This is a genomic window from Mycobacterium sp. E136, assembly GCF_001666865.1.
Taxonomy (GTDB): domain Bacteria; phylum Actinomycetota; class Actinomycetes; order Mycobacteriales; family Mycobacteriaceae; genus Mycobacterium.
Genome location: NZ_LZJE01000046.1, coordinates 1 through 23,113, shown reverse-complemented (window position 1 = coordinate 23,113; position 23,113 = coordinate 1). Strand labels below are relative to the sequence as shown.

At 67.2% G+C, this 23,113-nt stretch carries 23 protein-coding genes and 1 pseudogene; 14 read left to right on the top strand and 10 right to left on the bottom strand.

The genetic code is table 11. From position 1 onward, the window contains the following. Positions 1-258 precede the first annotated feature (258 nt). The 4 genes from A5698_RS03525 (at position 259) to A5698_RS03510 (ending at position 4,669) form a co-directional block, all read left to right on the top strand. The gene (locus A5698_RS03525) at positions 259-2,307 is read left to right on the top strand and encodes an MDR family MFS transporter (protein ID WP_068293380.1); all 2,049 of its coding nucleotides are present in this window, start codon (positions 259-261) and stop codon (positions 2,305-2,307) included. Between the two features lie 62 nt (positions 2,308-2,369). Continuing rightward, the gene (locus A5698_RS03520; protein WP_067083101.1) at positions 2,370-2,852 is read left to right on the top strand and encodes a carboxymuconolactone decarboxylase family protein; all 483 of its coding nucleotides are present in this window, start codon (positions 2,370-2,372) and stop codon (positions 2,850-2,852) included. A 19-nt stretch (positions 2,853-2,871) separates the two neighbouring features. Continuing rightward, a complete protein-coding gene (locus A5698_RS03515; protein ID WP_067083103.1) occupies positions 2,872-4,242 on the top strand; it encodes a type I glutamate--ammonia ligase in 1,371 nt (456 codons plus the stop codon). A 163-nt stretch (positions 4,243-4,405) separates the two neighbouring features. Further along, positions 4,406-4,669, top strand: a complete 264-nt coding sequence (locus A5698_RS03510) for a hypothetical protein (RefSeq protein WP_067083104.1) — start codon at positions 4,406-4,408, stop codon at positions 4,667-4,669. Positions 4,670-4,691: 22 nt separating this feature from the next. Here A5698_RS03510 and A5698_RS03505 read toward each other — a convergent pair whose 3' ends face one another. Beyond that, positions 4,692-5,135 carry a nuclear transport factor 2 family protein gene (locus A5698_RS03505; RefSeq protein WP_067083106.1) on the bottom strand — a complete coding sequence of 148 codons (444 nt, stop codon included), beginning with the start codon at positions 5,133-5,135 and terminating at the stop codon, positions 4,692-4,694. Continuing rightward, positions 5,125-6,915 (bottom strand): N-acyl-D-amino-acid deacylase family protein, encoded by a 1,791-nt coding sequence (locus A5698_RS03500; protein ID WP_068293377.1) that lies wholly within the window; start codon positions 6,913-6,915, stop codon positions 5,125-5,127. Before A5698_RS03500 ends, A5698_RS03505 begins: the two co-directional genes overlap by 11 nt. Positions 6,916-7,071: 156 nt before the next feature. Here A5698_RS03500 and A5698_RS03495 point away from each other — a divergent pair, with 156 nt between their 5' ends. Together A5698_RS03495 and A5698_RS03490 are read left to right on the top strand one after the other, a co-directional pair. Further along, entirely contained in the window at positions 7,072-7,983 is a 912-nt protein-coding gene (locus A5698_RS03495; RefSeq protein WP_068293374.1) for a dienelactone hydrolase family protein, read from the top strand. A gap of 61 nt (positions 7,984-8,044) precedes the next feature. Next, on the top strand, positions 8,045-8,443 hold the full coding sequence (locus A5698_RS03490; RefSeq protein ID WP_067083173.1) for a hypothetical protein: 399 nt from the start codon (positions 8,045-8,047) through the stop codon (positions 8,441-8,443). Positions 8,444-8,445: 2 nt separating this feature from the next. Here the strand turns inward: A5698_RS03490 and A5698_RS03485 are convergent, their stop codons facing one another. Then, positions 8,446-8,967: a winged helix-turn-helix domain-containing protein gene (locus tag A5698_RS03485; protein WP_082963755.1), complete on the bottom strand. Its 522-nt coding sequence runs from the start codon at positions 8,965-8,967 to the stop codon at positions 8,446-8,448. 62 nt (positions 8,968-9,029) lie between these two features. Next, positions 9,030-9,779, bottom strand: coding sequence for a MetQ/NlpA family ABC transporter substrate-binding protein (locus tag A5698_RS03480; protein WP_067083111.1), 750 nt, complete (start codon positions 9,777-9,779; stop codon positions 9,030-9,032). A 150-nt stretch (positions 9,780-9,929) separates the two neighbouring features. Here A5698_RS03480 and A5698_RS03475 point away from each other — a divergent pair, with 150 nt between their 5' ends. The 5 genes and pseudogenes from A5698_RS03475 (at position 9,930) to A5698_RS03455 (ending at position 15,172) form a co-directional block, all read left to right on the top strand. Further along, positions 9,930-11,363, top strand: a complete 1,434-nt coding sequence (locus A5698_RS03475) for an APC family permease (RefSeq protein ID WP_068293371.1) — start codon at positions 9,930-9,932, stop codon at positions 11,361-11,363. Further along, positions 11,360-12,694: a glutamine synthetase family protein gene (locus tag A5698_RS03470; protein ID WP_067083114.1), complete on the top strand. Its 1,335-nt coding sequence runs from the start codon at positions 11,360-11,362 to the stop codon at positions 12,692-12,694. Before A5698_RS03475 ends, A5698_RS03470 begins: the two co-directional genes overlap by 4 nt. After that, positions 12,691-13,910, top strand: a pseudogene (locus A5698_RS03465) (acyl-CoA dehydrogenase family protein). The gene A5698_RS03470 and the pseudogene A5698_RS03465 overlap by 4 nt, the downstream one beginning before the upstream one ends. Before the next feature lie 90 nt (positions 13,911-14,000). Next, positions 14,001-14,477, top strand: coding sequence for a hypothetical protein (locus A5698_RS03460; RefSeq protein ID WP_067083118.1), 477 nt, complete (start codon positions 14,001-14,003; stop codon positions 14,475-14,477). Further along, the gene (locus tag A5698_RS03455; RefSeq protein WP_067083119.1) at positions 14,474-15,172 is read left to right on the top strand and encodes an HAD family hydrolase; all 699 of its coding nucleotides are present in this window, start codon (positions 14,474-14,476) and stop codon (positions 15,170-15,172) included. Before A5698_RS03460 ends, A5698_RS03455 begins: the two co-directional genes overlap by 4 nt. A 14-nt stretch (positions 15,173-15,186) precedes the next feature. Here the strand turns inward: A5698_RS03455 and A5698_RS03450 are convergent, their stop codons facing one another. Beyond that, on the bottom strand, positions 15,187-16,287 hold the full coding sequence (locus A5698_RS03450) for an Rv2629 family ribosome hibernation factor (protein WP_068293368.1): 1,101 nt from the start codon (positions 16,285-16,287) through the stop codon (positions 15,187-15,189). Positions 16,288-16,296: 9 nt separating this feature from the next. Continuing rightward, positions 16,297-16,941: a TetR/AcrR family transcriptional regulator gene (locus tag A5698_RS03445; RefSeq protein WP_068293365.1), complete on the bottom strand. Its 645-nt coding sequence runs from the start codon at positions 16,939-16,941 to the stop codon at positions 16,297-16,299. A 54-nt stretch (positions 16,942-16,995) separates the two neighbouring features. On the opposite strand from A5698_RS03445, the gene A5698_RS03440 reads away from it, so the two are divergent. Then, complete coding sequence (locus A5698_RS03440; protein WP_068293363.1) at positions 16,996-18,324, top strand: FAD-dependent oxidoreductase; 1,329 nt, start codon at positions 16,996-16,998, stop codon at positions 18,322-18,324. Here A5698_RS03440 and A5698_RS03435 read toward each other — a convergent pair. The 3 genes from A5698_RS03435 to A5698_RS28385 form a co-directional block, all read right to left on the bottom strand. Next, positions 18,278-19,561, bottom strand: coding sequence for a cytochrome P450 (locus A5698_RS03435; protein WP_156670595.1), 1,284 nt, complete (start codon positions 19,559-19,561; stop codon positions 18,278-18,280). The genes A5698_RS03440 and A5698_RS03435 overlap by 47 nt on opposite strands. A 98-nt stretch (positions 19,562-19,659) precedes the next feature. Next, the gene (locus A5698_RS03430; RefSeq protein ID WP_067083129.1) at positions 19,660-20,163 is read right to left on the bottom strand and encodes a Cif family virulence factor; all 504 of its coding nucleotides are present in this window, start codon (positions 20,161-20,163) and stop codon (positions 19,660-19,662) included. A gap of 81 nt (positions 20,164-20,244) precedes the next feature. Beyond that, positions 20,245-20,406, bottom strand: coding sequence for a hypothetical protein (locus A5698_RS28385; protein WP_353651802.1), 162 nt, complete (start codon positions 20,404-20,406; stop codon positions 20,245-20,247). Positions 20,407-20,529: 123 nt separating this feature from the next. Here A5698_RS28385 and A5698_RS03420 point away from each other — a divergent pair, with 123 nt between their 5' ends. Further along, positions 20,530-21,489 (top strand): alpha/beta hydrolase, encoded by a 960-nt coding sequence (locus tag A5698_RS03420; RefSeq protein ID WP_068293355.1) that lies wholly within the window; start codon positions 20,530-20,532, stop codon positions 21,487-21,489. A 30-nt stretch (positions 21,490-21,519) separates the two neighbouring features. Here A5698_RS03420 and A5698_RS03415 read toward each other — a convergent pair whose 3' ends face one another. After that, a complete protein-coding gene (locus A5698_RS03415) occupies positions 21,520-21,957 on the bottom strand; it encodes an SRPBCC family protein (RefSeq protein WP_502688868.1) in 438 nt (145 codons plus the stop codon). Positions 21,958-22,073: 116 nt separating this feature from the next. On the opposite strand from A5698_RS03415, the gene A5698_RS03410 reads away from it, so the two are divergent. Then, positions 22,074-22,955 (top strand): TIGR03854 family LLM class F420-dependent oxidoreductase, encoded by an 882-nt coding sequence (locus A5698_RS03410; RefSeq protein WP_068293352.1) that lies wholly within the window; start codon positions 22,074-22,076, stop codon positions 22,953-22,955. The last annotated feature ends 158 nt before the right edge of the window (positions 22,956-23,113 follow it).

Genomic DNA, 23,113 nt, shown 5'->3' with positions numbered 1-23,113 from the left:
CGGTCCTTCCCACCCGATGCCGGCACAACGCACGAATGCCAGCCCGAAGACGGCAGCGTCTGCAGGAGCCAGACACCGGGTGAGAAGACCCAACCACCGCAACGCGGCGATTACCACCCTGACACTGAGCGTCTGCACACAACACGCCGCCTATCGGCAGCGTTTTGCGCACGCTCGCGGGGGCAATTCTCTCCCGGTACGTAACTTTCATAGCCTGACTAACGATATGGCTGTTGGGTTTCGTATCGGAAGGGAAGTATGACGACTCAGGCCACGTCGGCGGCTGCCGATCCAGAGGTCGGCGGCACGGAAATCGGCTCGCGGCGCCGCAATGCGGTGTTCGTCGCGGTGCTGCTCGGAATGCTGCTTGCCGCGCTGGACCAGACGATCGTCGCCACCGCGTTGCCGACGGTCGTCGCCGACCTCGGCGGCGCGGGCCACCAGTCGTGGGTGGTGACGAGCTACCTGCTGGCGTCGACCATCGTCACGGCGATCGTGGGCAAGCTGGGCGACCTGTTCGGCCGCAAGACCGTCTTCGGCGCCGCCGTGCTGTTCTTCCTGGCCGGCTCCGTGCTGTGCGGCATCGCGACCTCGATGACCATGCTCGTCGCCTCGCGGGCGCTGCAGGGCATCGGCGGCGGCGCGATCATGGTCACCGCGATGGCGTTGATCGGCGAGGTCATACCGCTGCGTGACCGCGGTCGCTACCAGGGTGCCCTCGGCGCGGTGTTCGGCGTCACCACGGTGATCGGGCCGCTGCTCGGCGGGTTCTTCACCGACCACCTCACCTGGCGGTGGGCGTTCTGGATCAACGTGCCCGTCGCACTGGTGGTGCTCGCGGTCGCCGCGGTGGCGATCCCGCCCCTGACGAAGTCCGGCAAGGCCGTCATCGACTACGCGGGCATCGTGTTCGTCGGGCTGGGCGCGTCGGGCCTGACGCTGGCGACGAGCTGGGGCGGCAGCACGTACCCCTGGTCGTCACCCACCATCATTGGGCTGTTCGCCGCCTCGTTCGCGGCCCTGGCGATCTTCGTGTGGGTGGAACTGCATGCCGCCGAGCCGATCCTGCCCATCCGCCTGTTCGCCAGCCCGGTGTTCACCGTGTGTTGCATCCTCGGTTTCATCGTCGGCTTCGCGATGTTGGGCGCGCTGACGTTCCTTCCGACCTTCATGCAGTTCGTCAACGGCGTCTCGGCGACGACGTCGGGCCTGCGCACGCTGCCGATGGTCGCGGGCATGCTGATCACCTCGATCGGCAGCGGCCAGATCGTCGGGCGCACCGGCAGGTACCGGATCTTCCCGATCGCGGGCACCGCGACCATGGCGGTGGCGTTCCTGTTGCTGTCCGGGATGGACGCCGCGACGCCGACCTGGCAACAGTCGCTGTATCTGTTCATCCTCGGCACCGGGATCGGACTGTGCATGCAGGTGCTCGTGCTCGTCGTGCAAAACACCTCGAGCTTCGCCGACCTCGGGGTGGCCACTTCGGGCGTCACGTTCTTCCGCACCATCGGAAGCTCCTTCGGCGCGGCGATTTTCGGCAGCCTGTTCGCCAATTTCCTGGCCAGTCGGATCGGGCCCGCGCTGGTGGTCAGCGGCGCCCCGCCGCGCGCAGCGGAGTCGCCACAAGCCCTACACATGCTGAGCCCGCAGATGGCCGCGCCGGTCATCGACGCCTACGCCGACTCGCTGGGCCGGGTGTTCCTGTTTGCGGTGCCGGTGGCGGTGGTCGGCTTCGTTGTCTCGCTGTTCCTCAAAGAGGTGCAGTTGCGGGAGGTGGAGACGGTGTCGGCCTCCGATCTGGGTGAAGGCTTCGGCATGCCCAGCACCGAATCGCCCGAGAAGATCCTCGAGGTGGCCGTCGGCCGACTGTTCCGCGACTCGCCGGAGATCCGCCTGCGCAGCCTGGCCCGAGAACCCGGATGTGACCTCGACGTCAGCCAGATGTGGGCACTTCTGCAGATCTACCGGCAGAACCAGGTGTTCGGATCGGCGACGCTGACCGACATCGCCGAACGTCTCCGCGTGCCGTACGAGATCATCGAGCCGACCTTCGACGATCTGGTGCGACGCGGCCTGGCGCTTCGCACCGGCGAGCGGCTCTGGCTGACCCAGAACGGGGTTCGGCAGGTCGATGCCATTTCGACGGCGATCGTGGGTCGCATCGTCGAAAAGCTGGCCACCTCGCCGACCTTCGAAGGGCGCCCGGACCGGTTCCAGGTCGAGGCGGCGCTGGAGCGCATCGCACACCGAATGCTCCTGCAGCGGGACTGGACCGACGACCGCCAGCTCGTGACCACCGGCTGACCGGCGCGAAGTCGAAACTAGAACGCGTTCCAATTCGAGGCGGGCGGGCGTACCATGCCGCCATGAGTCGAATTGGAGACTTCGCCGACGACGACGCTGCCGCCTGGGTGACGAAATCGCCGGATATCGGTGTCGCGATGGCCGGCTTCACCAATGCGGTCTACACCAAGAACCGGCTGCCGATGCGGGTCCGCGAACTGGCGCGGATGGTCATCGCGTTGGACAACGAATGCGTGGTGTGCCAGAACACCCGTGACTCCGAGGGTCTGGCGGCCGGCGTCGATGAGGACCTCTATGACCACGCGGCCGAGTGGCGGACGTGGCCGGGCTACAGCGAGCAGGAGCGCATCGCCGCCGAGTTCGCCGAACGCTTCGCCAGTGACCACACCGGCCTGCGCGACGACGAGGACTTCTGGCAGCGCTGCCGCGAGCACTTCTCCGATGAACTGCTGACCGACCTGGCGCTCTCGTGCGCGATGTGGTTGGGCATGGGCCGGATGTTGCGCACGCTCGACATCGGCCAAAGCTGCAAGATCACGCTGTAACCGCTTCGAGGCGCGCACAATGGCTGTGGTGAAATCTGCGACGGCCAAACCGCTCGCGGCGGCGGCGATCGCCCAACTCGAGGCCGACGGGGTAGCGACCCTGATCGGCACGGTGGTGAACGCGGCGGGCCTCACGCTCGCCAAGACCGTTCCGTTGCGGCGGATGGGCACGTTCGCCGACCCCGGTCTCGGGGCCAGCCCGGTGTGGCACGTCTTCGCGATCGACCAGAGCGGCATCGTCTTCGGTGACGAGATCGGCGTGGTGGGGGATCAGCGGATTCGGATCGACCTCGGCGCGTTGCGCATCCTCGGCGATGGTTTAGCTTGGGCGCCAGGCAATTTCTTCAACCAGGACGGCACCCCGGACTCGTACTGCAGCCGTGGTGCCCTGGGCCGGGTGGCGGATCGGTTGTCCGACGCCGGGATCAGCACGGTGGTGGGCCACGAAATGGAGTTCGTGCTCGTCGGTCCCGACGGCAGCCGGCTCCCGTCGCACCTGTGGGCCCAGTACGGCCTGGCCGGAGTCTTGGAGTACGAGGGGTTCGTCCGCGACGTGACCGATGCGGCGACAGCGTCGGGCGTCGCGATCGAACAGTTCCACCCCGAGTACGGCGTCAACCAGTTCGAGATCTCGCTGGCCGCGCTGCCGCCGGTCGCGGCCGCCGACGCACTGGTGCTGATGCGGATCATCATCGGCCGGGTCGCGCGGCGGTACGGCATGCGGGTGAGCCTGTCGCCGGTGCCGTTCGCCGGGGAGGTCGGATCGGGTTCGCATCAACACTTCTCGATGAAGCGCGGCGACGTCCCGCTGTTCTCCGACGGCGACGGCGTCAACGGCCTCACCGCCGAGGGGGAGTCAGCGGTGGCGGGGCTGCTCGCCGGACTGCCGGATGCCCAAGGCGTGCTCGCCGGGTCCGTGCTGTCGGGCCAACGCATGCAACCCGGTCACTGGTCCGGAGCAACGGTCTGTTGGGGGACCGAAAACCGCGAAGCCGCAGTGCGATTCCTGATCGGCGGGGTGAGCAACCCCTCGGGAGCCAATGTCGAGGTGAAGGTCATCGATCCGTCGGCCAATCCGTACCTGGCGACGGCGACGATCCTGGGCCTCGCCCTGGACGGGATCAAACAGGGACGGAAGCTTCCGCCGGAGACGACGGTCGATCCCGCCACGCTCACCGACGAGCAGCGACAGCGGGCAGGCATCGTGGCCATGGCGGACAACCAGGCCGATGCCGTCGACGCGCTGGACCGTTCCGAGCTGATGCGCGACATTCTCGGCGACGCGGTCGTCGACTCCGTTGTCGCCGTGCGTTGTTACGAACAGAAGAACTTCGGCGACCTCAGCGCGCAGGACGCTGCCGACAAATTCCGGTTGGCGTGGAGCGTCTGAGTCCTGCCCTGTTGCATTGCCCGGCGGATAGAGAATCCTTCCCAGCGCACTAGCTGAATCTGGCTTTGCGGCGATTCCGGGTGACAAGGCGATCAACGAGTATCGCGATAGTCGCAGCGCATGCGACACACAAAACCCGACAACGTCGAAGAGGAGAAGAGAAATGCCTCGTTCACGCACCACCTCACTTGCCGTGGTGACGGCCGCCGTACTCGGCACGCTCATCACCACGATCGCACCCGTCGCCCACGCCGAGAAACTCTCCGAGAAGACCATCAAGAGCGAATGCGCATCGGCCGGCGGCACCTACACCACCACAACCAAAGGCGGCATGCGGTTCTCCACGTGTGACTACAAAGACAACGAGGGCAACAAGTTCCGTGACTACTACGCCGACGGTGGGTACTACTCGACGCGCCCGTTATGAGCCTATTTGATCAACCGCCGCCTCAGACCAGACCGGTCGCGTCGAACACCCACGACATGTCGGCGTTGGCGAAGTCCTCCATCCAGGTCGGCGGCGCGTTGTTAGCCAGCGCACCCATGTCCCAGTAGTCCTTCCACAGGGTGATCTTGCCGTCCTCGACGCGATGCACCGTGACGAACTGAAGCACGGCTGATTCGCCGGTAGGCCAATGCCATTCCTCGGAATGCTCGTACATGACGTCTGTGCCGTTGTCGACCATAAGGCCGGTGAAGTTCTCGTAGGAGGCCAGCGGCTCGAGGCCGATCTTGAGCCGCTTTACGATGTCCTCCGGACCGCGCGCGGCGGCCGCCGGGCCCACGGGCATGTCGAGGTAGATGCAGTCCTCGGACAGGAAGGTCTTGACCTCCTCCCAGTCACGCGCCGACAGCGCCTTCCACATGCCGAGAACCGTATCCTCAACCGACACTGGTCAATTCACCTTCCTGTGAGGCGGGCGCAGGTGACTTGTGTGCTGCGCGCAGGAAACGCCCGGTCCGCCGTTGGCCGACGAGCTCGGTCTGCTTACCGTCCAAGAAGACCGCACGGCCGCCGACGAACACCGCCGCTACCGTCTCGTCGTTGCGGTTGACCATGCGGGGCAGGCCGCCGTACTGGTCGACACGCTCCTCGGCGTAACGGTCCAGCGAGTCATCGAGGTGGTCCGGGTCGACGATCACGACGTCGGCCCGGTCGCCCATGCGCAGATGCCCGGCGTCCAGCCGGTACCAGTCGGCCAGCTCGCCGGTGAGCCGGTGCACCGCGTGTTCGATTGTCATGAACGGCTTTCCGGCGCGTTCGGCGCTGTGCACATGGCGAAGCAACCGTAACCCCATGTTGTAGAACGCCATGTTGCGCAGGTGCGCGCCCGCGTCAGAGAAGCCCATCTGGATACCCGAGTCCGCCGCGAGCTTCTTGAGCACCTTGGGACGGTGGTTGGAGATCGTGGTGCGCCAGCGCAACGCCGTGCCGTGTTCGAGCACCAAATCGAGGAACGCGTCGACGGGATGCACACCGCCCCGCTCCTGCCCGACCTGGCCGAACGACTTGCCGACGACCGAGGCGTCGGGGCACGCGACGATCTCGGCGTCGAAGAAATCGCGCTGCCACACCCGAATACCGAGCTTGCTCTCGTACTCCTTGCGGAAGCGCCGGCGGTAGGCGGCGTCCCGCATCAACTCATTGCGCTCGACCTCGTCGCGCAGATGCAGCGCCGCCGCACCCGCGCCGAACTCCTCGAACACCACCAGGTCGATGCCGTCGGCGTAGACCTCGAACGGGACGGGCAGGTGCTGCCAACGGAAGTTCCCACCGAGCTTGTTGACCAGCCGGGCCGCCGGGCCCAGGGCGTGGATGCTGTACGGGTTCGACTTCACGTCCGCCGCCGACAACAGGCTGGTCTTGAGCGGGTTGCGGACGATGCCGAGCGACTGCGCCAGCTGCGAGCCGAGGTTGAGCGGGTTCTGAATGTCCGGGCCCGACTGCAGGATTCGGCCAGTGCGTCGCAGCAGCGACTTCAGCCGGCGTAGCTCACGCGGCTTTGCGTACGTCGACGGTAGGGTCCTCGAGCGGCACACGTCGCCGTCGAGCTTGTCGAACAGCAGTTGTTGCGAGGACATTCCGACGAACCCGGCCTTGAGCGCCTCGGACAGCCAGCGCTCCATCTGAGCCTGCTCGGCTTTGGTGGGTCGCTGGTCTTTGCGGGTGGCGCGATCGAGTCCCATCGTCGCGGCGCGCATGTCGGAGTGGCCGATGAAGGCCGCGATGTTGGGGCCGAGTGGTCGCGACTCCAGCGCCTGGATGTATTCCTCGCAGTTCGTCCAGGTCTTGTGCTGCTCGACCGCGCCGATCACGTGGTCGCGCGGGATGGCCTCCACCCGGCCGAAGATGTCGCCGGCGTCGCTGGCGTCGACGTGCACGGTGGACAGTGAGCAGGACCCGAGCATCACCGTGGTCACGCCGTGGCGCAGCGATTCGGCGAGGGCCGGCCCGTTGAGCACCTCGACGTCGTAGTGGGTGTGGATGTCGAGCATGCCGGGCATGACCCACTTGCCGGTGGCGTCGATGACTTGCGGGCAGCCTGTGGCGTCGAGTTCGTCGGGGCTGATCGACACGACGTGCCCGTCGCGGATGCCCAGGTTGCGGACCGCCGACGGGGCACCGGTGCCATCGAACCAGCGGCCGTTGCGGATGATCGTGTCGTAGGTCACCCCGTCATAGAACCGTCCGCCAATTAGCCTGTCAATCGAATCCGTGAACAGATTCGAGAATTTGTCTACTTACTCGACTGACATGCACTTATTCGCGCGTCCACCTGTCCGCTGAGTGGGTTCCGGTGGCGTCGGCATCGGGGCATACTCGCGGAGGTGACCCCTTTGCAGCGGTACATCGCCGAAGAAATCGCCACCGATCACGTCGATGGATTGCTGTCCCGACGCGAAGCGCTGCGCCGGCTCGCGCTGCTGGGTATCGGCACCGCGGGGGCCACGGCGTTGTTCGCCGCATGCAGCCAGAACCGTGAGCCGACGACCGACGCCCCGGCCACGTCGAGCGGCGCCGCCACCGCGAGCGCCCCGCCGCCCGGCAGTGAGAACACCGTGCCAACCACCCCGATCACCTGGACCGGACCCCGTGGCGAACTGCAGGCCGCGTGGGCCGAAGCCCAGGAGCCACGCGGCGCCGTTCTCGTGATCCACGAGAACAAGGGCCTCAACGACCACATTCGCTCGGTCGCCGGCCGCTTCGCCGGAACCGGATACTCCGCGTTGGCGATCGACCTGCTCTCCGCTCAGGGCGGTACGGCTACCTTCGCCGATCCCGCCGAGGCGACGGCCGCGCTGGGCAAGATCCCGCCGGAGGACGCGACCGCCGACCTGAAATCGGGTGTGGACGAACTGCAGAAACGCGTACCCGGCAAGAAGGTCGCCGCCGTCGGCTTCTGCATGGGCGGTGGTTACGTGTGGCGGCTGTTGGCCGCCGGTGAACCCAGGCTGTCGGCCGCTGTGCCGTTCTACGGACCAACGCCGGACAATCCCGACTTCTCTGGCTCTAAAGAGGTTGCGGTGCTTGGCATTTACGCGGCACAGGATCAGCGGGTCAACGCCACCGAACCCGTCGCGCGGGCCGCGCTCGAGAAGGCGGGCCTGGTCTTCGAGTTGGTCACCGAACCCGACGCCAACCACGCGTTCTTCAACAACACCGGGGAGCGGTACAACGCGGCGGCAGCGGCCGACGCGTGGCGCCGCGTGCAGGACTGGTTCAGCCGCTACCTGGCCTGATGTCGTGCTTACGCAAGGAAAGGCAGCACATGAGGGCCCGGTGGTGGCCTACGATCCGAAGATGATCAGGTCGCTGATGGTCGCGGTCTTCACCGTTGCCCTGAGCTGTCTGTCGGTGACCGCGGTGGCGGACGCCGAGCCGGCCGATCCGCCATGCACCTTCACGCTCTCGGCACCGCACGTCGTCCAGGTGTCGGGCACCGACATGGTGGCGGTGACGATGACGCCTGCCGACTGCAACGGCGGCACGCCCTATCAGTCGGTCGCCTGCGTCGAACTCCAGGGCAGCCCCGGGCCGCAGCGATGCGAGCAGAACAACGGTCTGCTGACCGCGCTGGCGTACTACTCGCCGTACCAACCGGGCGCCACCTATGTGGCCACCGGCCGCGGTTGCTCGACGGCGGGCAACCCTCCCGAACCGGTCTGCCGGCCGTGGGGACCGTTGGCCGCCACGCTCTGACGTCACGCCGCGACGTACACCTCGGGTCCGGGATCGAAGCGGTACCCGCGGCTGCGGATCGTCGTCAGGACTCCGGCGAACCGGCCTAGTTTGGCTCGTATCCGACGGATGTGGGTGTCGACGGTCCGCCGCGAATCACCTGGCGACCGGTCCTGCCAGACCTGGGCGATCAACTCGTCGCGCGAAATGACGGTGCCCGGCCGTGTCGCGAAGTGGCACAGCAATTCGAACTCGCGGTAGGTCATCCGCACACACTGCCCGTCGACACGCACCTCGCGCGCGGCCCGGTCGATCGACAACCCGGTGGCCGGTCGGGGCCGGTGACGCGGCGTGGAGGCGCGGGTGATAGCCGCCTCGCGCACCCGGACGCCGGGAACCGACGTGGCGATGAGGCGTCCGTACTCGTCCGCGAGATGCGCTGTGCGGCCCGCTAATACGGGTGAGTCGTGGGGGATGTCGAAAACCAGCACCACCTGAAGCTCGGCAGCGATCATGCCCTGCCGATGCGAGGCGGACTGGTACACCCCATCACTGTCATCGCGCCCGACCGTGCGGCCCAGCTTTTCGCTCGCCCTGAGCACAACGCCTAGAACGCCGCCAGCACCTGACCCGCGTACGTGGTGGTGATGAACTCCCGGGTCGATTCGCAGTTCAGCGCGTGGGCCAGCGCACGCACCGCGACGCCGTCATGGTTGTCGGGTCTGGCCACCAGATATTCGGAGTACGCCGGGTTTCCACGGTCGCAGTACAGGGCGCTGCCGATGTCGACGCCCCATTCCATCGCCTGGTTGCCGAACAGGAAGACCACGTCGAAGTCCTCGCGCAGTTCGCCCAGCGTCCAACTGGTCAGCTCCTTGAAGATCAGCCGGCGTGGGTTGGCCCTGATGTCGGTCAAACCCACTAGGCCCTTGCGCGCACGCACACACTCGATCAGCCCCAGGTCGTCGAGCATCACCAGCGACCGGTCGACGTTGACCGGGTCCGACGGCAGCGCCACTTCGGCGTAATCGGGAATGGCGGCCACGTCGGCGATCTCGGTGGAGTACAACCCGAACGGCTCGATGTGCACCGGCACGACCGGCACCAGGAGGTTTCCCGTGCGACGGTTGAAGTCGTCCAGGAACGGCAGGTACTGGAAGAAGTTCGCGTGCAGACGTCCCGCGGCGAGCAACTCGTTGGGTTCGTCGAAACTCTCGAATATCTCGATCTGCAGGTCGATGTCGTGTCGCACCATCAGATCCCGTGCATGATCGAGGATCTCGGCGTGCGGCACCGGTGTGGCCCCCACCCGCAGCGGGCGCCCCCTGGCCCGCACCGCTCGCACCGAGCTGCTCACCGCCCGAAGACTACAGAGGCGGCCGAGGTGTGCAAGTCCGCCCGTATGTTTCCAATTGTTACTACCTAGGACTCACGGTGACTTCAGATGTGGTGCCACGCAGCGCGTTATCCCTATCGTGCCCGTAACTACCACCGAAGGACGCAGTACATGTCTGAAATCGTCGCGCCTCCAGAAGCTTTGAGCGAGGAAGCCGGAGCGCCCGCACGCAAGCTGCGGGGCAATCTCGGGGTGCCCGCCATCGTGTTCATGGTCGTCGCCGCGGCGGCACCACTCGGTGTGATCGGCGGTGTCGTCCCGCCGGGGCTGGCCTCGGGCAACGGCGCCGGGTTCCCTGCGACCTTCGTCGCCGCCACCATCGTGCTGCTGTTCTTCGCGGTCGGTTTCACCGCACTGACTCCCTACGTCGAGGAGGCGGGGGCGTTCTTCTCCTATGTCCGCAAGGCTCTGGGTTTTCCGGTCGGCATCGGCATCGCGTTCGTCGCACTCCTGAGCTACGTCGCGCTGGAGGCCGGCGTCTACGGCCTACTCGGCCCGGCAGGCGTCAGCGTCGTCGAACTGTTCGGCGGCCCCACCCTTCCGTGGTGGTTGTTCGCCGCGGTCGCCTTCGTGGTCACCACCTATCTCGGTTACCGCAACATCGAGCTGTCCAGTCGGGTGCTCGCCGTGCTCCTGACCGCCGAGATCGCGATCGTGTTGGTCCTCGACCTGGTGATCGTCGTGCAGGGCGGCGACCACGGGCTGTCCAGCGGCATCGTCAATCCGAACGCAATCTTCTCCGGCTCGTTGGGCATCGGGTTGTTGTTCGCGCTGATCAGTTACGTCGGGTTCGAGGCCACCGCGATCTTCCGGGACGAGGCCCGCACCCCGGAACGGACCATCCCGCGCGCCACCTACGCCGCCTTGCTCCTCATCGGCGTGTTCTATGCGGTCACCAGCTGGGCGTTGATCTCGGGCTGGGGCGACGAGCAGGCCATCACCCAGGCCACCGAGGCGGGCGGCACATTCCTGGCCGACACCGCCCAGCGCTACATCGGCCTCGTCGGCACCGACATCATCACCGTCCTCTATTTCACCAGCCTGTTCGCCTGCATCCTGGCCTTCCACAACGTCGCGTCGCGCTACGTGTTCGCGCTGTCGCAGCGCGACGTGCTTCCCGCGTCGTTGAGCTATCCGCACACCAAACACGGCTCGCCGCACCAGGCTTCGCTGTGGATCTCCGGTGTCGTCGCGGTGAGTATCGCGCTGGCGGTGGTCTTCACGCTCGACCCGGCCGCGCAGTTCTACACCTGGTTCGCCGGCACGACGACCGTCGGATTCGTGGTGCTGCTGATCGCCACGTCGGTTTCGGTTCTGGTGTTCTTCGCTCGCGATCGGCGGGGCCATTCACAGTGGCGGGTGCGTATCGCACCGGCGCTGGGGCTCGTCGGGCTGACCGCGGCGCTGGTGCTGATTCTCGCCAACCTGAGGGATCTGGTGGGTGGTTCGAGCATCCTCGCCTGGATCGTCATCGGGCTGCTGGTCGGCTCCTTCGCCGTCGGCACAGTCGTCGGCACCCGCGTCGGGGAACAGGCCCACACATGACGCAGACGATCGAATCCGCTCCGGCGGCCGAGCGAGAACTGCTGGCCCGCCTCGACGACGGCTCCCTGACCGAGATCGAGGTCGCGTGGAGCGATCCGTTCGGCCACGCGCAGGGCAAGCGCATCCCGGCGGCTCAGTTCCTCGAACGCGCGCGCGGCGCCGGGTTCGCGTTCTGCGAGGCGTCGCTGGGCTGGAACACCGACGGAACCGTGATCGAGTCGTTGCGGCTCACGAACTGGGACGGCGGCTATCCCGACGTGTACGCCGTACCCGACCTGACCACCTTCCGCCCACTGCCGTGGCGGCCCGGCGTCGGCCATGTCATCGCCGATGTCGTTGCGCACGACCGCAATCCGTCGCTGCTGGATCCGCGCGCCGTCCTGCGGCGGGTGCTGGCGCGGCTCGCCACCCACGGCTACACGGCCAAGGTCGGCGTGGAACTGGAGTTCTATCTGCTCGACCCCGACGGGTCGCCGTTTCAACACGACATCCACGCCTACTCGCTGGAGAACGCCAACGCGCTCGACCCGCTGATCACCGACCTATACGAAACCCTCGGCGCTTTCACCCGATTGGAGGGCATCCAGACCGAGTACGGCCCGGGGCAGGTCGAAACGAACCTCGTCTACACCGACGCGCTCGAGGCGGCCGACGACGCCGCGCGGCTCAAATACGCCGCCAAGGAGGTAGCCCGCAAACACGGCAAACTGGCGTCCTTCATGCCCAAGCCGTTCACCGAGCACTCCGGCAGTTCCGCTCATCTGCACATCTCGTTGTGGCACGACGGCGCACCGGCTTTCGCGCCGGTCGACGGCGGCGAGAACGACCTGGCGCTGCGGGCGATCGCGGGACTGCTCGAGCATCTACCGTCGATCACATTGTTCGGTGCCCACTCGGTGAACGCCTACCGTCGCTTCGCACCCGATTCGTTCGCCCCCACGACGGTGACGTGGAGCCGCGACAATCGCAGTGCCGCGGTGCGCTCCCTGGTCGAGTCCGATCCGAACGCCACCCGGATCGAATTGCGTAGCGGTGCCTCTGATTCGAATCCCTACTGGCTGGTCGCCTCGGCGCTGGCCGCGGTGGTCGCCGGTATCGAGGCGGGCCGCACACCGGCCGAGCGCGGCGAGGGCAATCTCTACGGCAGCGGAGCACCGCTGCCGGAGTCCCTCGGGGTGGCGCTGGCGTTGGCCACCCAGGACGACACGATCACGGAGATCCTCGGTGCGGATTCCGTGCACGACTTCGCCGCGATCGCCCGCAGCGAGTGGGAGCAGTACATCGGCCATGTCAGCGACTGGGAACGCCGACGCTATCTGGCCAATTCATGACGCACGCACCACGGCCCGCGTACGTCGACGATGTGTTGGGTGGCTCCACGGAAGACAGGTTGGTCAGGTTGCCCCCGATCGTCGACGACCTCAGCAAGGCCGATGCGGAGGCCGAACGTGAGCGGGTGCTGCAGTACGACGCCGTCGAGCGCCTGCGTCACGCCGGCCTTCTCGGGCTGCGGGTTCCCGTCCGCTACGGCGGGCCCGGGGCCAGCGCGCGCCAAGTGCTCTCGACTGTCATCGCGATCGCCCGCGGTAGTTCCAATGTGGCACAGGCCCTTCGGCCGCACTTCGGGTTCGCCGAGCGGCTTCTGAGCAACCGCGCCAGCGAGGCCGACCGGGAACACTGGTTTCCGCGGATCAACGACGGCGCGGTCTTCGGCAACGCCATCACCGACGGCAACGGCAAATCGCCGTCGAGTTCGGAAACCCGCCTGGTTGCCGACGCCGAAGGTGTCCTGCGACTCAACGGCTACAAGTTCTATTCCACCGGAACGCTTTTCGCCGACCTCATCGCGGTTTCCGCCGTAGACGCCGACGGCAGGGACCTGCAGGCGATCATCCCGGCCGATCGTGACGGCGTCGAACTCTACGACGATTGGGACGGTTTCGGTCAGCGCGCCACGGCCAGTGGCGGCACCCGGTTCACCGACGTGATCGTGCACCCGGTGGAGGTGACCACCGTGTCCGACGGCAAGCGCCTCGGACACGGCACGGCGTTTCTGCAGTTGTATCTGGCTGCCGTGACGGCGGGTATCGCGCATGCCGTCACCGACGACGCGGTCACCTACGTGCGGACGAAGGCGCGCCCGGCGTCGCACTCATTGGCCGACTCGGCATCCGGGGATCCGTTCGTGTTGCAGGCAGTCGGCAGCATCGCCGCCGATGCCGCCGCCGCCGAAGCGCTCGTCCTTGCCCCGCCGACGAGATCGACGAGGTGGTCGACCGCGGCAGGCAGGACGATCCCGACTCCCTCGCCGAACTGGCGATTTCGGTGGCCAAAACGCAGTTGGTGTCGGAACGTCTGGCCCTGACTGCAGCCGAGCGGTTGTTCGACACCGGGGGAGCGTCGGCCACCGCACGATCGCGCAACCTCGACCGGCATTGGCGCAACGTCCGAACGATCGCCAGCCACAGTCCGTTGGCCTACAAGGCTCACGCCGCCGGCAATCACGCGGTCAACGGCGTCTGGCCGCCCGCCAACGGCTACTTCTGAGCACGCGCCGTTTAGGCACGGTCCCGCCCGGGCACACGCAGAATTAGCGGGTTCGTCAATGAGCCGGCTCGACAAATCAGAGGAGCCGACATGGATAGCAACGTCATCGTGTGGATCATCGTCGCCATCGCTGTCATCGCCGCCATCGTGCTGGTGGCGGTCCTGGCACGCAATGCGCGCAACAAGCGCCGTCGCCTCGAAGCCGAGCGCCTCCGCACCGAGGTCGACCAGAAGTCGCAGCATCTCCAGAAGCGCGAGACCGTGGCTCAGGAAACCGAGGCACGCGCCCGCGCCGCGCAGGCCGAGGCGGAGGCGAAAGCCGCTGAGGCGGCCCGCCTGCAGGATGCGGCGCGTACGCACCGCGATGCGGTGACCACCAAGCGCGACGAACTCGACGAACAGCGCGCCCGCGCCGACGCCCTGGACCCGAAGACCCGCGCGTCCGAACCGGTCGCGGATGCCACGCACACCAAGACCGACGGTGTGCGAGACGATTTCGCCGCGCGGCCCGATCACACCCGGGCTCCCGATCACACCCGGGCTCCCGAGCAGCAGCGCCGGCCGTGACCGGCGAAGCCAAAAACGTTTCGGCCGTCCTGTTCGACATCGACGGCACGCTGGTCGACTCGAACTACCTGCACGTGCACGCGTGGTACCGGGCGTTCGAGGAGGCCGGCCACCCGGTCGAGGCCTGGCGTATTCACCGCTCCATCGGAATGGACGGTACGACGCTGGTCGAGACCTTGGCGGCGAACGCCGACGCGGAGGCCCGTAGCCAGGCCAAGGACCTGCACTCGCGCTACTACAAGGAATTGGCACCGCATCTCAAACGGTTGCCGGGCGCCCGCGAACTGCTCGAGGCGGTGCACAAACTCGACATCCGGGTCGTATTGGCCACCTCGGCGCCCGAGGAGGAACTGTCGATGCTGCGCGAGGTGCTCGACAGCGATCACCTGGTGTACGCGGTGACCTCGTCGGAGGACGTCGACACCGCCAAACCCGAACCCGACATCGTCGAGATCGCGCTTCAACGCGCGGGTGTGCCCGCCGCACACGCCGTGTTCGTCGGTGACACCGTCTGGGACGTGGAGGCCTGTAAGCGGGCAGGCGTGGACAGCATCGGAGTGCTCAGCGGAGGAGTTTCCCGCGGAGAGCTCGAAAAGGCCGGAGCACAACGCGTTTTCGAGCATCCGCTGGAGTTGTGCCAGCATCTCGACGACACCTCGATCGCCGCGCTGGCCAACATCGTCGGAGCCCGCTGACCGAGCGCCCGGCGTCAGCGGGGCAGCGCGTAGCGCAGGATCGCTGCGACGCCGTCGGCCGGATCGATGCGCTCATCGGTGCGGATCAGTGCGGCGCCGGTGGTGATCGCGGCCATCGGCAGCGCCTCGTCGGCCCGCAACGTCTGGCTGGGAGCGGTTCCGAGCTCGGACAGCACATCGGCGTTCGGCGCGATCGTGGTGAGGTCGTCGCCGGCGACGACAGTCGCATCCCCGACGTCGCCGATGATCAGGGTCTCCACCGCACCCGCCCGCAGCGCGGCGGTGACGCCGTCAAGGCCCTCGGTCGCCATGCCCTCGCCGCGTCCGAGTTCGGCTGTCAGGCGTTGCGCGGCGTCGTCGATCTCGGCGATCCGGCGGCGCTGGAACTCCTGGTCGATTTCGTGTCGCAAATCCGCGTCGTCGAATCCGCTATGACGTGCGCCGACGTTGACTTCGACGGCCAGCGAGGCCACCCGCTGGGGTAGTTGGGAGGTGAGGTCGGTGCGCGACTGCACCTCGCCGACGACGAACACGACCTCGGGCTTGGCGTCGTCGACCAACGTGGTCAGCTGGCTCGCGACCGCGCGGATGTTTTGTTGTCGCGCGCCCTCGCTGGCTCGCTGCGGATCGCCGTATCCCGGCGACTCGGCACCCGACGCCTTGTGCACCGGATACGCGTCGCCGTCGACGGTGTCCGACACGGCGGTGCCCTCGCGGAACAGCGTGATGTCGCCACCTTCGTGGTCGACGATGACGACCGCGTACGTCGGTCGGTCGAGTCCGTGTTCGACGACGGGGACGATGTAGGGCAGCGCCGAGACGCGGACGACGGGATCGATGGGTCGGATCAGGTGTTCGTTGACGAGCACACCGTCGGCGCTGGCCACGACGGCGCGGCCGCTTGGCCCCACCGGGGGAGCCGCGTCCGAGACGGCCTGCTCGATGCTCTCCGTCACCGCCGGATCGGCGCCTTGGCGCTCGAGCTGTTCGCGCAGCGAGCGCCACTTCAGTTCCATCTGGGCGGCCGCGTCGGCGGTGTTGTGGGAGTCGTCGAAGTACACCGATGCGTAGGGGCCGTTCGAGGTCAGCAGGGTACGAAAGTGATCGGGATGCATGGCCGTCGGTTACCCATGCAGGAGCTGACGACACAAGCTTTCGGCCAGCCACGCGCTGAACCGTTTCGACGACCACCCGCGCACTCGCACCAGGCGGTCGTAGAGCAGGGGATCGGCCGACAACCACGCGATGTCCGCCGCCTCGGCCCGTTTCAGTGCGCGGTCGAGCGCCCCCAGCTGCGTGAGCCGGTCGACGATGCGGCGCGCACCATCGAGCCGCTGCCGCTCGAAGCGTGCCGCCAACTCCCGCGCCTCGGCGTCGGTCCCCGCGGCGACCTCCAGCGCCGCGAACAACCGGGCCGTGCGCGCGTCGATCGCGGTGATGACGCCGGCCCAGCTGCGCAGCAGGGTGGCGGCGTCGGTACCGGCCAGCAGCGCGCGCATCTCGTCGCGATCGGTCAACGTCACCGGCTCGTCATCGCCGGCGACCGCCCATTCCATCGCCAACCTCAAGAGATCCACCTTGCCGCCGACCGAGCTGAACACGGTCTTGCGGCTCACGCCTGCGGCGGTCGCGACAGCGTCGATGGTCGTCGCCGCGTAGCCCTCCTCGACGAATAGTCGCTGCGCCGCTTCGACGATCCTGCGCCGCGTTTGTCCTGCCTGCGCAGCGCGCAGCTGCGACGAGTAGCGCCGCTTGACAGAGGCTGTCATTCGAGTGACCCTTCATATATTGAATACACTATAGGTTACCTGAAAAGAGATGCGATGAGGATCATCGTCGTCGGTGCCGGGCCGGCTGGGTTTTACAGCGCGATCGCCTTGGCGCGGCGTGGCCGCGAAGTCCTTGTCGTCGACCGCGACCCCGGCCCACCCGAACGCGGATGGTGGCGGCGTGGCGGAGTGATGCAGTTCCACCAGGCCCACACCTTCCGTCGCCAGGTGATCGACACGCTGTCCGCGGAGATGCCCGACGTGCTCGACGCGTTGAACGCGGCGGGCGCCGAAACCGCGACGGACAACCGCGGCGGGGCGGTGGGTCTGCTGTGCCACAGGATGACCTTCGACCGTGTGCTCTGGGCCCGCGCCGTTGCGCACCGCAACCTCACGTACTACCCGGGCAACGTCGACGCCGTGCACGTAGGCCGGACCGGCAACGTCGCCGTCCGCGTCGGAACCGCGACGCTGGAAGCGGATCTGGTGCTCGACGCGTCAGGGCGCGACAGCCGCTTCACTCGCTCGATCCGCCCACCGGCCAGGGGCGAGGCGTGCGGCGCGGCCTACGTCAGCCGGCAGTACCAGCTGCACCGGAGGGCCGCACCGCCGCCGATGTCGACGCCGTTCGGGACGGTGCTGTCCCTGAACGGGTACTGGGCGCTGGCCTATCTGCACGACAACGGCGCGTTCTCGGTGACGATCGTGCACGACGGCACCGAGCCACGACTGCTCCAACTCCGCCACCCGGAAACCTTCGAGGCCGCCGTACGCGAGATACCGACACTCTCGGACTGGATCGAGCCGTCACGAAGCCGAGCACTCACCGGGGTCATGCCGGGATCGCGCCTGTACAACGGCTACCGCGGGCAGTTTGACGACATGGGACGTGTGCCACTGCCCGGCCTCATCTCGCTCGGCGATGCCGTCTGTACGACGACCCCGCTCGCGGGTCGTGGCGTGGCGCTCGCGCTGATGCAGGCGCGCGAATTGATGTCCATACTCGACCACAGTTGCGACGACATCCGGTGTGCGACAGTAGAATTCGACGATTGGTGCGTCAACCACATCCGGCCGTGGTACACCGACCACGCCTATGCCGACGCCGATCGGGTGCGGCGCTGGTCAGGTCACGACGTCGACCTCACCAAGCTGCTGCCGTCGGACCTGATCGTCGCCGCGGCCGACGCCGACGCGGAGCTGGGGGAGATCGTCGCGCCGTACATCACGATGGACGCGCTCCCCGACAGCCTCTGCGCTGCCGAACCGCGCGCCAGAAAGCTTTACGAAAACGGTTGGCGCCCAACACCTGCCGCGGGCCCGAGCCGCGAGGACCTCATCGAGATCGTGACGGCGGCGTCCAGGACACCGGTAAGCGCTTGATCCCGTGAATGAACGGCGACAGCAGCCGCGCAGGTTCCTCGGTGGCGGCGATGTCGGGTATCTGCCGGTGCAACTCCTCGAACACGACGCTGATCTCGCGCCGAGCAAGGTTGGCGCCCAGGCAGAAATGCGCCCCTCCGCCGCCGAAACCGGCATGCGGGTTGGGATTGCGTGTCACGTCGAACGTCCAGGGGTCCGCGAACTTGTCCTCGTCCCGGTTCGCCGAGCAATACCAGAGGGTCGCCTTGTCGCCCGCGGCCATCTTGACCCCGCTGAGCTCGCAGTCCTCGGTGAGTGTGCGGCGCATGTAGTTCACCGGGAACGCCCACCGGACGATCTCCTCGACCGCGGTGGGGGCAACGGCCTCGTAATCCGCCCACCAGCGATCGCGTTCACGGGGATAGCGTGTCAGCGCCAGCACGCCGTGGCTGATCGCGTTGCGGGTCGTCTCATTGCCCGCCACCACCAGCAGGATGAAGAACGACGCGATCTCGGCCGACGTCAGACGCTCACCGTCGACCTCGGCCTCCACCAGCGCGGTGGTGAGGTCCTCGTGGGGGTGGGTGCGACGGTCCTCGGCGTGCGCTGTCGCGTAGGCGCCGATGTCCATCGCGACCTTGACGAACTCCTCGTAATCCTGGGCGATGTCCTTGTCCCCGAACCCGAGGATGACGTTGGTCCAGTGGAAGATCTGCTGATGGTCGTCCTCCGGGATGCCCATCATGTCGCAGATCACCTGCAGCGGCAGCGGTCCGGCCAACTCCGCGACGACTTCACCGTGGCCGTCCGGATGTTCGGCGATCATCGTCTCGACCAGGCGACGCGCCCGGTCGCGGACCGAGGCCTCGGTGCGCGCCACCACCCGCGGGGTAAACGCCCGGCTGACGATGTTGCGCAGCCGGAGGTGTCGCGGGTCATCGGTGACGATCATCGAGCCGAAGTACTCGCTCAACTCCGGATTCGCGTCGTTGATCGTGATGCTCGGGCTCGAGCTGAAGATGTGCGGATGCCTGCTGGCGTACCAGACGTCGTCGAACTTGGTCAGCGCCCAGTGGCCCGGGCCTTCCTCAACGCCGGGTGTCTCCAACGGCTTGTGGAACGAGACCGGCGCCTCGCGCCGCAATGTGGCGAACGCGCCGTCGCGGAAGTCGTCGGGCTTGACCCAGAAGCTCCACGAGCCGAGATCGACCTCGGACAGCGGCACCTCGGGCGGAGGGGCGCCGTTGTCTCGGACCAGGTGCGCGCCGAACGTGGGCGGTGTAGCGGTGTCCACCCGTCCGAGGGTAGGCCGATATCCGCAACGCGACGGCGATTCGGCCGCAGTGACCAAATTGACTACGGCAACTGCCAGTTCATGTTCTTGGCGAATACACGAGCGTCGTCGGAGAGGGTGTCGAGTTCGTGACAGCGCTGGATGTAGCCCTGCACCATCACCAGGAAGTTCATCGGGTTGTAGGCGTCCTCTTCGTAGCTCCACTTCCCGTCACCGGCGTACCGCAGCACGGTGATCACCGGGGTGCCGTGCACGCTGCCGTCGCCGGGATCCTTCATCGTGTTGACATTGCGGTTGATCACCCAGCCCTTGTCGACGTCGATCGAATACCACTCGACCGGATAAAAGGGCATCTCGCTGCCGGGGAACATGTTCATCGTCGAGACGATCCAGTCACGGATGGTCTCCCGGCCCGACATGTTGCCGAGGGCATGTTCGACGTAGGTCGCGTCCTCGGTGAAGTGATCGGCATAGCTCGACCAGTCCCACGTCTTACCGATGTCGACCACCGCGTCCTGATAGGCGTGGAACGCCTCGTCGATCTCCTCACGTGACCACTGACCCATCGGAGGCTCCCTCGGCTCGCGGCTGAACAGGCACCGTTCTATCAAAGGTGTCGGCGTCGCCGCGGCGGATTCACGAGACCGTCAAAGTCCGCGTCTGCGCCCAGATCCGGTCCCCGGCGCGAGCGTGTCCATCGCCGCGGCGAGCGCGGGGGCGAGGGGCGGCTGATCCGCCGAACCCCAGTCGAGGTGGTTGCGGCCGATGGCCAGCATGTACACCTCGTCGAACCAATAATCCTTTCCCAAAACCCCTGCAACACAGTGCACTACAGCGGTCACCGCCGCGATCGGCACCACAACGGCGGAGGCAAAGGGGTAGATGGGTCGAAGTCGCGTCGCAACCACGCCCGGCCACGATAGTGTGCCGGCATGACCCTCGGCATCGACGCCCAGATACTCGAGGAGATGGCGCCGCTGCTTGCCGCTGTCGGCGAGGTCGACCCGGCGCCGGTCGGTGATGTGAAGACGCGGCGCGTCAACGGTCACCGCATGTTCGACACCGTCGCGGGGCAACGGACCCCCGCTGCCGGTGTGGAGGTCACCCAGCACTCGTTGACCACCGACGACGGGGCGACGCTGGCGCTCGGTTGGTATCAACGCAGCGGCGAGCAGCCGGGCAGCGCGGCGCTGTACCTGCACGGCGGGGGAATGATCTTCGGGCTCGAACACATCGGGCGCATCTACGACCTCGCTGTGCGCGACTACGTCGCGGCATCCGGGGTCCCGATGCTGGTCGTCGACTATCGCGTGGCGCCCGAACATCCGCACCCCACACCGGTCGAGGACTGCTACGCCGCGCTGTGCTGGCTGGCCACCAACGCCGCGGCGCTGGGGATCGACCCCGACCGGGTCGCGGTGATGGGCGACAGCGCGGGAGGGGGCCTGGCCGCGGCGGTGTGCCTTCTGGCCCGCGACCGCGGCGGGCCGGCGGTTGCACAACAGATCCTGATCTACCCGATGCTCGACGACCGCGCCGCGACACCCGATTCAAGCCTGCTGCCATATCTGACGTGGACGTACGACGACAACGTCACGGGGTGGGGCGCGCTGCTGGGCGCCGAGGCGGGGTCGGACTCGGTATCGCCGTACGCGGCGCCCGCACGCGCCACGGACCTAAGCGGACTGCCCGACACGTACCTCGACGTCGGCGATCTCGACATCTTCCGCAACGAGGACATCTCCTATGCGACCCGCCTTGCCGACGCCGGGGTGCCCACCGAACTGCACGTCTATCCGGGCTGCCCGCACGCATTCGAAGCGCTGGCGCGATCCGCAGGCGTGTCGAAGCGCGCGCTCAGCGATCGCGTCCGACGACTGCGCAGTCTCTGATCCCGTTGATGGGCAACGGATCCGTCGCGCCTAGCCGTCGGGCGACTCGACCACGGCCTTGATGCGCTCGAGCGTCTTGCGCATATCGCGAATGTTGCGCCGTCGGCGCAGCTGACCACCGAAGACCGAGAACAGCTTCATCAGCACCGAGTCGTTGAGCCGGAACGATTCGGTGACGTCGGTTCCGCCCTCGACGGGGGTGAGTCGGTAGTGCCAGTTGTTCACCGGCTTGTCGCCGAGCAGAACCGCGAAACCGAACTCACGACCGGGCTCGCAGGCGGTCACCTCGCACGTGGTCCAGTAGACGGGCCCGATCTCGTTGCGCTTGACGTGACCGCGGAAGCGCGCGCCCAGCGCCGGACCGGTCGCGCCGCCGAGCCACTCGGCCTCCATCACCTCGGGGGAGAACTTGCCGGTGTTGCGCACATCGGCAATCAGGTCCCAGATCCGCTCCGCCGGTGCCGCCATCGACACCGTCACCGCTCCGTCCACCGCTTCCTCGCTCTCTCGCAAGCGTTTTCGCAACCCTAGCGCTCGGCCGGCCGAATGCGTCCCGAACGCTTGGTAAGTAGCATGGCGAGAACGTGAAAATTCGATTCGGGATCGGACTCGGCGCCGACATCGGCCCACACCAACTGCCGGACATCGTCGACCACCTGGAAGACACCGGCGTTGACTCGCTGTGGTTCTCCGAGCTCGTGTACTCCGAGGCCGTCGACCCGTTCGTCGGGATGGCCTTCGCCCTGGCCCGCACCGACAGCCTGAAGGTCGGTCCGTCGGTAGCGGTGCTACCGGGGCGGCATCCGGTCCTCGTCGCCAAACAGTTGGCCTCGCTCGCGGCGCTGGCCCCCAAAAGGGTGCTGCCGGTCTTCGGACTGCGCTCGGCCATCGCCGCGGAACGGCAGATCTTCGTGGTGCCCGACGGGGCGCGGGCCGCCGTGTTCGACGAGGCACTGCGACTGCTGCGTGCGGTGCTCGAACACGACGACGTCTCGTTCGACGGCGACTACTTCTCGGTGCGGTCGGCTGCGGTGGCGCCGCGCCCCGCCAAGCCGCTCGACATCTGGCTGGGCGGGTCGGCGCCGGCCGCGTTCCGGCGCATCGGCCGCCTGGGCGACGGTTGGCTGGGCAGCTTCGTCACACCGACCGAGGCGCGGACGGCGAGGGAGGCGATCGAGCGTGCAGCCCACGAGGCGGGACGTGAGGTCGAGGCGGATCACTTCGGCATCAACCTGGCCGTCGCCGACGGGGAGCCGGCCCCGGAACTGCTGGCCGCGGTCAGGCAGCGCAGGCCCGACGTCGATCCCAACGAGCTCATCGCCGACGGCTGGCCGCAGTTGCATCGGCAACTCGACGCCTACGTGGATGCGGGCCTGACCAAGTTCGTGATCCGTCCGGCGGGCCGTTTCGCGATGGCCGAGTTCATCGATCAGTTCGTCGCCGAACTGATCCCGCGGCAGAACTGACCGGCGCTAGCGCGACGAGATGTCGCCGTGCAGGTCCGGCCACGGCGGCCGCCGGACCATCGCGATACCCGCAAGGGTGGACGAAACCAGGCCGACCAGGATTCCGGCCAGCGTGATCCGCGTCGAGTCGACGGCCGGGCGCCAGACGGCGTCACCGT